A 13,261-nucleotide genomic window follows, 5' to 3' on the forward strand; every position below is an offset into this window, starting at 1 on the left:
CGACGCCTCACAAAGTCGATTTCGGACGGAATATCGGGCCGTTTTCGGTGGGACCACGGGGCATTTCGCGATCGCGGGAGGAACACGCCACGCGCACGGTTTGAGCATTTTGCATGGGCATTGCCGGATAAATGCCCTCGGCTGCCCGGTATTTTGGTGTTACGAAATTGACCATGAACCAGCACGCCAAGATCGAGATCCGCCACTCCACCTGTCCGCACGATTGTCCGTCGGCCTGCGCGCTCGATATCGAAGTGGTCGAAGGCCGCAGCATCGGCCGCGTCCGCGGTTCGAAAAAGCAGACCTACACGGCTGGCGTGGTCTGCGCCAAGGTCGCTCGCTACGCCGAGCGCATCCATCATCCGGAGCGCGTGACGTTTCCGATGCGCCGAACGGGTGCGAAGGGCTCCGGCCAGTTCGCGCGGATTCCCTGGGACGAGGCGCTGGACGAGATCGCCGATCGCTTCAACCAGGCCGAGCGCGAGTTCGGCGCGGAGTCGATCTGGCCGTACTACTACGCCGGCACGATGGGGCTGGTGATGCGCGACGGCCTCAACCGTCTCACGCATGTGAAAAAATATTCGCGCTTCTACCAGACGATCTGCGCCAATGTCGGGCGCATTGGGTTTGCGATCGGCACCGGCAAGATCGCCGGCGTCGATCCGCGCGAAATGGCGCTGTCCGATCTCGTGGTAATCTGGGGCACCAACCCCGTCAACACCCAGGTCAACGTGATGACGCACGCCGCGCGTGCGCGGAAGGAGCGCGGCGCGAAGATCGCTGCCGTCGACATCTACGACAACGAGACGATGAAGCAGGCGGACATCAAGATCCTGCTGCGGCCTGGCACTGACGGCGCGTTTGCCTGCGGCGTGATGCATGTGCTGTTCCGCGACGGCTATGCCGACCGCGCCTACATGGACAAGTACACCGATTGCCCCGCCGAGCTCGAGGCGCATCTGAAGACACGCACGCCGGAATGGGCCTCCGCAATCTCTGGCGTGCCGGTGGCGGAGATCGAGGCCTTCGCCAAGGCCGTCGGCGAGACCAAGCGGACCTTCTTCCGGCTCGGCTACGGCTTCACCCGTTCGCGCAACGGCGCGACGCAAATGCATGCGGCGAACTGCATTCCCGCGGTGACCGGCGCCTGGCAGTACGAGGGCGGCGGCGCCTTCTTCAACAATTACGCGCTGTGGCACTTCAACGAAGCCGTCATCGAAGGTCATGACGCGATCGACAAGACCACCCGCGCACTCGACCAGTCGCAGATCGGCCGCATCCTCACCGGCGATGCCGAGGCCCTGCTCGGCAAGGGCCCGGTCAAGGCGATGCTGATCCAGAACACCAACCCGATGACGGTTGCGCCAGAGCAGGCGCTGGTGCGGCAGGGTTTTGCGCGCGAGGATCTGTTCGTCGCGGTGCACGAGCAGTTCATGACCGAGACCGCGCTTATGGCCGACATCGTGCTGCCGGCGACGATGTTCATGGAGCATGACGACCTCTATTATGGCGGCGGCCACCAGCACATCTCGGTCGGCCCAAAACTGATCGACCCGCCCGGCGAATGCCGCTCCAACCACCAGGTGCTGCAGGCGCTGGCGCCGCGGCTTGGCGCGAGGCATCGCGGCTTCGAGATGACGCCGCGCGAGTTGATCGACACGACGCTAAAACTCAGCGACCACGGCGACATCGCCGGCCTCGAGGCCGACATCTGGCGCGATCTGCAGCCGGACTTCCGCACCTCGCATTATCTCGATGGCTTCGCTCATCCCGACAACAAATTCCACTTCAAGGCCGATTGGGCGCATCCGCCGTTCGGCCAGACCATGGGCGACTTCGACAAGATGCCGTCGCTGCCGGACCATTGGGCCGTGATCGAGCACTCCGATCAGGCCCATCCGTTCCGGCTCGCGACCAGCCCGTCGCGCAGCTTCCTCAACACCACCTTCAACGAGACCCCGTCCTCGCAGGCGCGCGAAGGCAGAGCGAGCGTGATGATCCATCCGCTGGATGCGGCCGCGCTCGACATCGCCGACGGAGACGCCGTGACGCTCGGCAACGCCCGCGGCGAGACCACGCTGATCGCCGCACTGTTTGAGGGCGTGCGGCGCGGCGTGCTGATTGCGGAGTCCGTGCATCCGAACAAGAATCATATTGGCGGTCGCGGCATCAACATGCTGACCGGTGCGGACACCATCGCGCCGATCGGCGGCGCTGCGTTCCACGACAACAAGGTCTGGATCAGGAAGGCAACTGCTGCCTGAGGCGCGCTCGCGCTTCGTACTGATTTGCGTCGAGGCGCTAAAGCGACGCCTTCTGACAGATTGCCCTTGCACCGCGCACCCGGGCTGCCGCAAATGGCTGCAAAACGGGAGCAAGGATATAGCGTCATGACCGACACCACAGGCGTCATCACCGAGAAGCGCGGGCAGGCGTTCTGGATCACCATCAACCGGCCGGAGAAGCGCAACGCGCTGAACGGCGACGTGATCGCGGGCATCGCACGTGGCTATCGCGACGCGCATGAGGACAAGGACGTTCGCGTCATCGTGCTGACCGGCGCGGGCGACAAGGCGTTCTGCGCCGGCGCCGACTTGCAGAACTCCGGTGCGGCCTTCGCGATGGATCATTCCAGGCCGAATGTCGATTATGCCGACCTGCTGCGCCTGTCGCAGAACGCGACCAAGCCCGCGATCGCGCGCGTCAGCGGCGTCTGCATGGCCGGCGGCATGGGCTTGCTGTGCATGACCGATATGGCGGTGGCGGCGGATCATGTCATCTTCGGCCTGCCCGAGGTGAAGGTCGGCGTGTTTCCGATGCAGGTGTTGAGCCTGTTGCAGGAGATCGCACCGCGACGCCTCGTCAACGAATGGGCGCTCACGGGCGAGCCGTTCGACGCGAAAGCCGCGCAGGCCGCGGGCCTTTTGAATCACGTCGTGCCGACCGCCGAGCTCGATGCCAAGGTCGACTGGCTGATCGGCCGCATCGTCGACAAATCCCCGACCGCGATCCGCCGCGGCAAATACGCCATGCGCGCCATCGCCTCGATGTCGTTCGACGAGAGCATCGCCTACACCGAAAGCCAGATCGCACTGCTCGCCATGACCGAGGACGCCAAGGAGGGGCTGAAGGCATTCGGCGAGAAGCGCAAGCCGGTCTGGACGGGGCGGTGAGGGGACGCACCCACCGCTGTCATGCCCCCCGAAGGCGGGGCATCCAGTAAGCCGCGGCCTATCGGCCTAATCACAGCCGTCTCTGGAATACTGGATCGCCCGCCTTCGCGGGCGATGACATCGAGAGTGCGGCGAGCACTCACCACGCGCTCGCAATGACGGAGGGCGCAGCGCGGCCATCGTGATCCAATTCACGGCTCAAACAGCAGGCACACCTTCTCATTCTCGCGGCGCAATTCGCCCGAGCTTTGCTTGATCTCTCCACCCTCTTGACCAAGAGGGCGCAGGGAAGGCCGGGTGCTGACCTCGCACCCGCGGTCCGCTGCGCGAAGATGTAGCGCAGGAAAACCGCACAGCAGCATACAGGTGGTGCCAATCACTCGGCCTTCCCTGCGCGATGGGTTGACGGCTTATGCCGTGCTCTCCCGGGAGCCGAATTCCTTCTGGCCTCCCTCGCCCCGCGAATTGACGATGCGGTTGACCCGGTTGGGCGCTCCACACCTCCGCGACAGGCTTGACCGTAGCAACGACGGCCAGGACCACACGGTTTTGCCGTACGCGCGCATCGCCTGGTGCCACAGGGTCTCGCAGCCGTGTGCACACGCGCCGCAAGAATGTTGGCGAGACGAACTGAACAGCGCCGCTCGTCCGCACGCGGCTTCGGGCTCACAGGGACTACCCGCCCTGCCCGCACCCCTCGTGCCGACGCTGCCGCGTCCACCGCAAACCCGGCTCGCAATTCGTGACGACGTACGATCGCCCCTCAAGGATGAGCCGGGATAGCGCGACACATACGCTATTTCCGAATTTCGGTAAAGCGAAATATTTTTGCAAAGAAGGGTTGACGGCGGAATGGGTGTTTCTAACCCACCGTACGAGACCTCTAACCCGCGTTGGCCTTCAGGCCGGCGGCCTGGATGCCGGCGACCGCACAGGCTTCGTCATTGTCAGACGTATCACCGGAGACGCCGACAGCGCCGAGCAAGGTCGTGCCGTCCATGATCAGGACGCCGCCGGGGACCGGCACCAGCGCGCCCTTGGCGATGGTGTTCACGGCGTCGATGAAATAGGCCTGCTCCTGTGCCCGCTGGTACAGCGCGCGCGAGCCCATGCCCATCGCAAGCGCGCCATAGGCCTTGCCGTGGGCGATCTCGGCGCGCATCAGGCTGGTGCCGTCCTGGGCTGCGGCGATCTTGAGCACGCCGCGTGCGTCCAGGATGGTTACGACCAGCGGCTTCAGCTTCAGCTCGGTGGATTTGGCGAAGGCGGCGTCGAGGATCTTTCGGGCGGTGTCGAGCGTGAGGTCAGCCATGGCCGGGTTCCTTTATAGCGGTTGAAGTGGATTGGGTCTCGGCGCGGTCGAGGCTCAGTGCCAGCACGCGCGCGACGTGGAGCGCCTCGCGCTGCGCGCCGTCGTGGATCTGGTGCCGGCAGGAGGTGCCATCGGCGACGACCAACGTCGCCTGATCAGCCTTCCGCACGGCGGGCAGCAGCGACAGTTCGGCCATCTCGATCGAGGCATCATAGGTGTCGGCACCATAGCCGAACGCGCCGGCCATGCCGCAGCAGCTGGACTCGATGGTCTCGACCTCAAGACCTGGGACGAGCCGCAGCACCTGCTCGACCGGCTTGAAGGCGCCGAAGGATTTTTGATGGCAATGGCCGTGCACAACGGCCTTTTTGGCGACGGTGCCGAGCGGCAGTTGCAGCCGGCCAGCCTCTGCCTCGCGCACCAGAAATTCCTCGAAGGTGAGGGCATGGGCGCCGACGGCCTTGGCGTCGTTGTCCTTGCGCAGCGAAGCGAGCTCGTCGCGGAGCGTCAGCAGGCAGCTCGGTTCGAGACCGACGATCGGCACGCCGCGCGCGGCAAAGGGTGCGAAAGCGGTCACGAGTCGATTGAGCTCGGACCTGGCTTCATCGACGAGACCGGCGGACAGGAACGTGCGGCCGCAGCACAGCGGGCGGCTGCCGCTGGCGGGCTTCGGCATATGCACGCGATAGCCGCCAGCCGCGAGCACGCGTAGCGCGGCCTCGAGGTTCTCGCGCTCGTAGATGCGATTGAAGGTGTCGACGAACAGAACGATCTCGCGGCCGGTCTTCGGTCCGACGCTGTCGGCCAGTGGCACGAAGACGTCGCTGCGGAAGGCGGGCAGGGCGCGGCGCGCGCTGATGCCGGCAAAGCGCTCGAACAGCTTTCGCAGCAGCGGGCTGTGGTTGCGCAAATTCGCCAGCGGCGCGAAGCGCGAGGCGAGGCCGGCATAGCGCGGGAGATAGCCGACCAGGCGATCGCGCAAGGTCAGGCCGTGGGTGGCGGCGCGCGCGGCCAGCACCTCGATCTTCATCTTGGCCATGTCGACGCCAACAGGGCATTCGTGCCGGCAGGCCTTGCAGGAGACACAAAGCTTGAGCGTCTCCATCATCTCGTCGGAGGCGAGCGCATCGGGGCCGAGCTGGCCGGAGATCGCGAGCCGCAGCGTGTTGGCGCGCCCTCGCGTGACGTCCTTCTCGTTGCGCGTGGCGCGATAGGACGGGCACATCACGCCGCCCTCGAGCTTGCGGCAGGCCCCGTTGTTGTTGCACATCTCGACCGCGCCCTGAAAACCGCCGCCGGCGCCGGGATAAGCGGACCAGTCGAGTTTTGTCTTGAGGTCAGCGACGCGGTAGTCGGGCTTGAAGCGGAACAGCGAGCGGTCGTCCATCCTCGGCGCATCGACGATCTTGCCGGGATTGAGCACGCCATCGGGATCGAAGCGGTGCTTCACCTCCCTGAAATCGGCGACGAGGCGCTCGCCGAACATGGTCTCGTGAAATTCGGAGCGCACCAGGCCGTCGCCATGCTCGCCGGAATGCGAGCCCTTGTATTCACGCACCAGCGCGAAGGCTTCTTCGGCGATGGCGCGCATCGCCTTGACGTCTTTTTCGAGCTTGAGGTTCAGCACGGGCCGCACATGCAGGCAGCCCTCGGAGGCGTGCGCGTACATCGTGCCGCTGGTGCCGTGCCTGGCGAAGACCTCGTTCAGCCGCTGGGTGTAGTCGGCGAGATGTGGTAGCGGCACGGCGCAGTCCTCGACGAAGGAGACCGGCTTGCCCTCCTGCTTCATCGACATCATGACGTTGAGGCCGGCGGCGCGGAAATCGGCGATGCCGCTCTGCAGCGCGGGCTCGGTGATCTCGACCACGCCGCCCCATTTGCGCGTGTCGTTGGTCCAACCGAAGCCGAGATCGCCCATCAGCTCGTTGAGCTGCTTGAGGCGAAAGAGATTGTCGGCCTCGTCCTCCTCGGCGAACTCGACCACCAGCACGGCGTCCGGATCGCCCTTGATCGCTGCATTGATGATCGGCTTGAACATCGCGATGTCGCGGCCGAGCGCGAGCATGGTGCGGTCGACCAACTCGACCGCGATCGGCTTCAGCTTGACCAGATGCTGGGCCGCGTCCATCGCCTCGTAGAAGCTGCCGAAATGGCAGACACCGAGCGCCTTGTTGCGGATGACAGGCCACAGCTTCAGCTTGACGTTGGTGGTGAAAGCGAGCGTGCCTTCCGAGCCGACCAGGAGATGCGCCATGTTGTTGCGCGCATTGCGCGGGGTGAGCGCATCGAGATTGTAGCCGCCGACGCGGCGCTGCACTTTTGGAAAGCGCGCCGCGATCTCGTCGGCCTCACGCGTGCCGAGATCGAGCATGTCGCGGAACAGCGCGCGCATGGTCTCGCCGGCATCGCTATCGGAGAGATCGCGCGAGACCTCGCCGAAGCGGCTCAGCGTGCCGTCGGCGAGCGAGGCCTCCATCGATAGCGTGTTGTCGCGCATGGTGCCGTAGCGAAGCGAGCGGCCGCCGCAGGAATTGTTGCCGGCCATGCCGCCGATGGTGGCGCGCGAGGCCGTGGAAACGTCGACCGGAAACCAGAGGCCGTGCTTTTTGAGCTCGCGGTTGAGGTCGTCGAGCACGATGCCGGGTTCGACCACGCAGGTCCGACCCTCGACATCGAGCGACAGGATGCGGTTGAGGTGTTTTGAGAGATCGACGATGAGGCCGTCATTGACGGTCTGGCCGCATTGCGAAGTGCCGCCGCCGCGCGGGGTGACCTTCACGCCCTCGTCGCGGGCGATCGCCAGGGCCCGGAGCGCCTCGTCCATCGTTTTGGGGACGACCACGCCTGATGGCACGATCTGGTAAAACGAGGCGTCGGTGGCGTAGCGGCCGCGGCTGAAGCCGTCGAACAGGACGTCGCCGGTCATGTCCGCGCGCAGGCGCCGTTCGAGCGAGGAGGCGTTTGTCATCCCTGGTCCCGGAGTGATCCAGCGAGGCGCGCGGCCCGCTGGATTATGCATTCTTGTTTCTGACCGATTATATTATGAATTCAAAATGAGCAAGCCGGCGACCCTCAGGGCGAGGCCGGCGCGTCCTCTTGCGGTTCGGTCAGATGCTCGATCGCGGCCGTCCGCTTGTTGCGCAGGTGCTGGAACAGGATGTCGCTGAGCTCGCTGCCGGCGCGGCGGCGCAGTGCGTCGAGGATGGCCTCGTGCTCGCGCATCGCTTCCGCCCAGCGCTGCCGCTTGCGGGCGAAATTGGCGGAGTAGCGGACCCTGCGGATCCGTCCCGCGAAGCTGGTGTAGGCGGTCTTCAGCGTCTCGTTGCGGGCGGCCGCGACGATGCTCTCGTGGATGCGCTGGTTGGCCTGGAAATAGCCGTGCATGTCGCGATGCAGATAGTGGCCGTACATCTCGTAATGCAGTTGCTCGATCGCGGCGATTTCCTCATCCGTGATGGCCTCGCAGGCGAGACGCCCGGCTAGGCTTTCCAGTCCGGCCATCACATCGAACAGCTCTTCCAGATCGCGCTGGCTGAGTTGACGGATTCGAGCGCCGCGGTTCGGCAGCAACTCGATCAAGCCCTCGGCGGCGAGAACCTTTAAGGCCTCGCGCAGGGGCGTGCGGGAGATGCCGAACATTTCGCAGAGCTGGCGCTCGGGAACGCGGGCGCCGTCGGGAATGTTGCCTTCCACGACATAGTCGCGCAGCCGCAGCAGGATCTCGCCATGGAGCGAGGCTGCCTCGCGGTCGCCGCCATTTGTGGCGGGCGGGGCGATCGGAACCCCGATGTCGGGAATCGTGGATTTCATTTGCAGCACAATAGTTTGCCCATTTGGTCGCGTCGACGGCCACAATCAAATACCAAATTTCGATTGAAATGACAAAAAATGAATGCAAAATAAGCACTCAAGCCGGCCAGAATTCGCCGCCAGGGAGGTTTTCATGCATCAGGGACGCCATTTCCTTCAGATTCCGGGCCCGAGCCCGGTCCCCGAGCGCGTCCTGCGCGCCATGGACATGCCTGTCATCGACCACAGAAGCGCGGAATTTGGTGAACTCGGCCGCACCGTGCTCGAAGGCAGCCAGACAATTTTCCAGACCAAGGGTCCGGTCATCATCTTCCCCTCCTCAGGGACGGGCGCCTGGGAGGCCGCGATCGTCAACACGCTGTCGCCGGGCGACAAGGTGCTGATGGTCGAGACCGGCCATTTCGCCACGCTGTGGCGGCAGATGGCGGGCCGCTTCGGCATCGAGGTCGACTTCGTGCCCGGCGACTGGCGCCGCGGCGCCGATCACGCCGTGATCGAAGCAAAACTCACCGATGACAAGGCGCGCGCGATCAAGGCCGTGATGGTCGTGCACAACGAGACCTCGACCGGCGCGACCAGCCGTATCGCCGAAATCCGCGCCGCGATCGACCGCAGCGGCCATCCCGCGCTGCTGATGGTCGACACCATCTCGTCGCTCGGCTCGGTCGACTACCGCCACGACGAGTGGAAGGTCGATGTCAGCGTCAGCTGCTCGCAGAAGGGTTTTATGCTGCCGCCCGGCCTCGGCTTCAACGCGATCTCCGAGAAGGCGCGCGCGGCGGCGAAGACCAACAAGATGCCGCGTTCCTATTTCGACTGGGAGGAGATGCTCAAGCCCAACGCCAACGGCTTCTTCCCCTACACGCCGGCGACCAATTTGCTCTACGGCCTGCGCGAAGCGATCGCGATGCTGCTCGAAGAAGGCCTCGACAACGTGTTCGCACGGCATCAGCGGCTCGCGGCCGCAACGCGCGCCGCCGTCAATCATTGGGGGCTCGAAGTGCTCTGCCAGGAGCCGGCCGAGTTCTCGCCGGTGCTGACCGCGGTGTTGATGCCGCCTGGCCATGACGCCGACCAGTTCCGCAAGATCGTCCTCGACAATTACAACATGTCGCTCGGCTCGGGCCTGTCGAAGGTCGCCGGAAAGGTCTTCCGCATCGGCCATCTCGGTGAATGCAATGCGCTGACGCTGCTCGGCGCGCTCACCGGCGTGGAGATGGGCCTGTCGGTTGCCGGCGTGCCGCACCGTTCCGGCGGCGTCGACGTCGCGATGAAGCTGCTGGAGCAGCGCCCGCAGGGCAATGCATCGCCGCATCTCAAAGTGGTCGGCACTTAATCCGCGCGGGACACGCGAGCGGCAATCATAAAAAAAGCGATCAGGAGGGGTGGAGATGGGAATTCGGTTCAAGGCCACGCATGTCGTGTTGGCGATGCTCTGCGCGATGTATTTCATCACCTATGTCGACCGGGTGAACATCGGCACTGCCGCGAGCGAGATCCAGAAGGAGCTTGCTCTCTCGAACACCCAGCTCGGCCTCGTCTTCTCCGCCTTCGCCTATCCTTATCTGCTGTTCCAGGTGATCGGTGGCTGGGTCGGTGATCGCTTCGGGCCGCGCAAGACGCTGTTCTGGTGCGGCATGATCTGGGCGGTTGCGACCATCTCGACCGGCTTCGTCAATAGTCTCGGCGCGCTGTTCGTCGCGCGCTTCGCGCTCGGTTTCGGCGAGGGCGCCACGTTCCCGACCGCGACGCGCGCGATGCAATACTGGACACCGGCAAACCGCCGCGGCTTTGCGCAAGGCCTGACCCATTCCTTCGCCCGGCTCGGCAATGCCGTGACGCCGCCGGTGGTGGCGTTGCTGATACTCTGGCTGACCTGGCGCGGCGCGTTCGTCGTGCTCGGCTTCGTAAGCCTCATCTGGGGCGTGATCTGGGTCTGGTACTTCCGCAACGAGCCGAAAGAACACGCCTCGATCACGGAAGCCGAGCTCGCCGCGCTGCCGCCGCGCCCGACCGGCGAGCGGCCGCGCGTGCCCTGGGGCCCACTGCTCGGCCGGATGTGGCCGGTGACGCTGACCTATTTCTGCTACGGCTGGTGCCTGTGGCTCTATCTCAACTGGCTGCCGCTGTTCTTCAAGAACAACTACAATCTCGACATCAAGAACTCGGCGCTGTTCGCCTCCGGCGTCTTCTTTGCCGGCGTGATCGGCGACAGCGTCGGCGGCGTGATCTCGGACAAGATCCTCGACCGCACCGGCAATGTCCGCGTGGCGCGGCTCAGCGTCACCGTTGCGGGATTTGCGGGGGCGCTGCTTTCGCTGTTCCCGATCCTGTTCGTCCACGACATCACGATCGTCGCGCTGTGCCTGTCGGCCGGCTTCTTCTGTGCCGAGCTCGTGATCGGCCCGATGTGGTCGATCCCGATGGACATCGCCCCGAAATACTCAGGGACCGCGTCGGGCCTCATGAACACCGGCTCGGCCTTTGCCGCCATCGTCTCCCCGCTGGTCGCGGGCTTCGTGATCGATGCGACCGGAAACTGGTACCTGCCGTTCCTGATGTCGATGGGCCTGCTGCTGCTCGGCGGCGCCTCGGCCTTCCTGATGCACCCGGAACGCCCGTTTACGGAGGCAGAGGGGCGGGCGCCGTCCGGCAAGGTGGTCGCCGCGGAGTAGGGCGGCGGAGGGTCTCCGGTTATGCATGGACGTCGCCCCTTGGAGAGGGGACAAGCCGGTCAAATGGTGCTATTCGGCGGCCATCAAAACAAGGCTAGACCGGGAAGGACGCCTATGACCGTGCATACTGGAAGGCATTTTCTCCAGATTCCAGGACCGACCAACGTGCCCGACCGCGTGTTGCGGGCGATGGACATGCCGACTCTGGACCATCGCGGTCCGGAGTTCGCCGAGCTCGGTTTTGCGGTTCTCGCCTCGATGCAGCGGGTGTTCCGCACCAAGCAGCCCGTGATCATCTTCCCCTCGTCCGGCACCGGCGCCTGGGAAGCGGCGATGGTCAACGTGTTCGCCCCCGGCGACAAGATTTTGATGTGCGAGACCGGTCAGTTCGCCGTGCTGTGGCGCGGCATCGCCGAGAAGTTCAAGCTCGACGTCGACTTCATCCCGAGCGACTGGCGCCATGGTGCCGACCTCGCCGAGATCGAAAAGCGCCTTGCTGCCGACAAGCAGCACGCGATCAAGGCGGTCTGCGTCGTCCATAACGAGACCTCGACTGGCTGCGTGACGCCGCCGCTCGACGTGCGCAAGCTGCTCGACCGTGTCAAGCATCCGGCGCTGTTGATGGTCGACACCATTTCCGGCCTCGGCTCGATGGAGTACGAGCACGACGCCTGGGGCATCGACGTTTCGGTCGCGGGCTCGCAGAAGGGACTGATGCTGCCGCCGGGCCTCGGCTTCAACGCCGTCTCGGAGAAGGCGCTCGCCGTCGCCAAAGCCAACGAGGGCATGCGCTCTTATTGGGATTGGCAGGAAGTCATCTCCTTCAACAAGCTCGGCACCTTCCCCTACACGCCCGCGACCAATCTGCTCTACGGCCTGCGTGAAGCGGTCAAGATGCTGGAGGAAGAGGGGCTGGAGAACGCCTGGTCCCGCCACAAGCGCCACAGCGCGGCGACGCGCGCAGCAGTCAAGGTCTGGGGTCTCGAGACGCAGTGCGTTGATCCCGCCGCACATTCGCCGGCGCTGACCGGCGTGCGCGTGCCCGACGGACACGACGCCGACGCCTTCCGCAAGGTCGTGCTTGAGAACTTCGACATGTCGCTCGGCACCGGCCTGAACAAGGTCAAGGGCAAGGTGTTCCGCATCGGCCATATCGGTCATTTTAACGATCTGATGCTGATGGGTACGCTCGCCGGCGTCGAGATGGGCCTGGATCTTGCTAAGATTCCGCACCGGAGCGGCGGCGTGCTGGCGGCCATGGACGTCCTGAAGGGACGCGACGTGGTGCCGATGACGAAGGCGCAAGTGGCCTGAACTACTCTAAAGCGCGATGAGGTCATCGCGCTTTAGGTCTTCTAGTTTGAGCATGATCTTGTCGGAAAACCGCTGCACACTTTTCCGGATCATGCTCTAGAGAAAGTGAGCGCGCGATGAACGCACCGACGACGACCAACGAAGACCTGCTCTACTCCGTCACCGACGGCATCGCGCGGATCACCTTCAACCGCCCGCAGGCGCGCAACGCCATGACCTTCGCCATGTATGACCGGATGGCGGAGATCTGCCTGGAGATCAACGCCGATCGTTCGATCAAGGCGCTGATCCTCACCGGTGCCGGCGACAAGGCGTTCGCCTCCGGCACCGACATCTCGCAGTTCCGCGCGTTCAAAACTGCACAGGATGCGCTCGATTACGAGGCTCGCATCGACCGCGTGCTCGGCACGCTTGAGCAGTGCCGGGTGCCCGTGATCGCGGCCATTGCAGGCGCCTGCACTGGCGGCGGCGCCGGCATCGCCGCCTGCTGCGATCTCCGCATTGGCACCGAGACGACGCGCATGGGTTTCCCGATCGCGCGCACGCTCGGCAACTGCCTGTCGATGTCGAACATCAGCCGCGTCGTTTCGCTCGTGGGTCCCGCCCGCACCAAGGATCTGATCTTCAGGGCGCGGCTGGTCGAGGCGCACGAAGCGCTGTCGCTCGGGCTGCTCACCGAAATCGTGCCTGATGTCGAGACGCTGCAACGCCGCGCCGACGAAACTGCCAAACTCGTCGCGAGCCATGCGCCGCTGACGCTCGAAACGACGAAGGAAGCGGTGCGCCGCATCCGCCCCACGCTGTCGCGCGAACAGGGCGAGGACCTGATCCTCAAGGCCTATATGAGCGAAGATTTCCGCGAGGGCATGGACGCCTTCCTCAACAAGCGCACGCCGAACTGGAAGGGCAAGTAGCGCGCGCGTCGTCAGCCGAAAGTCATATGCGGCGGAATGTCCGCCTGCTTGAACTCGCGATCT

The 13,261-nt window shown here is 64.7% G+C and carries 9 protein-coding genes; 6 read left to right on the forward strand and 3 right to left on the reverse strand.

The annotated features are described in order from the left end of the window. Window positions 1-173 precede the first annotated feature (173 nt). Window positions 174-2,264, forward strand: a complete 2,091-nt coding sequence (locus YUA_RS0118110; protein WP_027531973.1) for a molybdopterin oxidoreductase family protein — start codon at window positions 174-176, stop codon at window positions 2,262-2,264. Between the two features lie 126 nt (window positions 2,265-2,390). Further along, complete coding sequence (locus tag YUA_RS0118115; protein ID WP_027531974.1) at window positions 2,391-3,173, forward strand: enoyl-CoA hydratase/isomerase family protein; 783 nt, start codon at window positions 2,391-2,393, stop codon at window positions 3,171-3,173. An 883-nt stretch (window positions 3,174-4,056) separates the two neighbouring features. Here the strand turns inward: YUA_RS0118115 and YUA_RS0118120 are convergent. From YUA_RS0118120 to YUA_RS0118130, 3 genes are all read right to left on the reverse strand, one after another. Continuing rightward, window positions 4,057-4,485, reverse strand: a complete 429-nt coding sequence (locus tag YUA_RS0118120) for a heme-binding protein (RefSeq protein ID WP_027531975.1) — start codon at window positions 4,483-4,485, stop codon at window positions 4,057-4,059. Beyond that, window positions 4,478-7,453 (reverse strand): FAD-binding and (Fe-S)-binding domain-containing protein, encoded by a 2,976-nt coding sequence (locus tag YUA_RS0118125; RefSeq protein ID WP_027531976.1) that lies wholly within the window; start codon window positions 7,451-7,453, stop codon window positions 4,478-4,480. Before YUA_RS0118125 ends, YUA_RS0118120 begins: the two co-directional genes overlap by 8 nt. 104 nt (window positions 7,454-7,557) lie before the next feature. Next, entirely contained in the window at window positions 7,558-8,295 is a 738-nt protein-coding gene (locus YUA_RS0118130) for a GntR family transcriptional regulator (RefSeq protein ID WP_027531977.1), read from the reverse strand. 133 nt (window positions 8,296-8,428) lie between these two features. On the opposite strand from YUA_RS0118130, the gene YUA_RS0118135 reads away from it, so the two are divergent. The 4 genes from YUA_RS0118135 (at window position 8,429) to YUA_RS0118155 (ending at window position 13,198) form a co-directional block, all read left to right on the forward strand. Further along, window positions 8,429-9,631: an alanine--glyoxylate aminotransferase family protein gene (locus YUA_RS0118135; RefSeq protein WP_027531978.1), complete on the forward strand. Its 1,203-nt coding sequence runs from the start codon at window positions 8,429-8,431 to the stop codon at window positions 9,629-9,631. Between the two features lie 55 nt (window positions 9,632-9,686). Further along, window positions 9,687-10,970: an MFS transporter gene (locus YUA_RS0118140; RefSeq protein ID WP_027531979.1), complete on the forward strand. Its 1,284-nt coding sequence runs from the start codon at window positions 9,687-9,689 to the stop codon at window positions 10,968-10,970. Between the two features lie 114 nt (window positions 10,971-11,084). Then, window positions 11,085-12,284 (forward strand): alanine--glyoxylate aminotransferase family protein, encoded by a 1,200-nt coding sequence (locus YUA_RS0118145; protein WP_027531980.1) that lies wholly within the window; start codon window positions 11,085-11,087, stop codon window positions 12,282-12,284. A 116-nt stretch (window positions 12,285-12,400) separates the two neighbouring features. Beyond that, window positions 12,401-13,198 carry an enoyl-CoA hydratase/isomerase family protein gene (locus tag YUA_RS0118155; RefSeq protein ID WP_027531981.1) on the forward strand — a complete coding sequence of 266 codons (798 nt, stop codon included), beginning with the start codon at window positions 12,401-12,403 and terminating at the stop codon, window positions 13,196-13,198. Window positions 13,199-13,261 lie beyond the last annotated feature (63 nt).

Source organism: Bradyrhizobium sp. WSM3983 (assembly GCF_000473045.1).
Classification (GTDB): Bacteria; Pseudomonadota; Alphaproteobacteria; order Rhizobiales; family Xanthobacteraceae; genus Bradyrhizobium.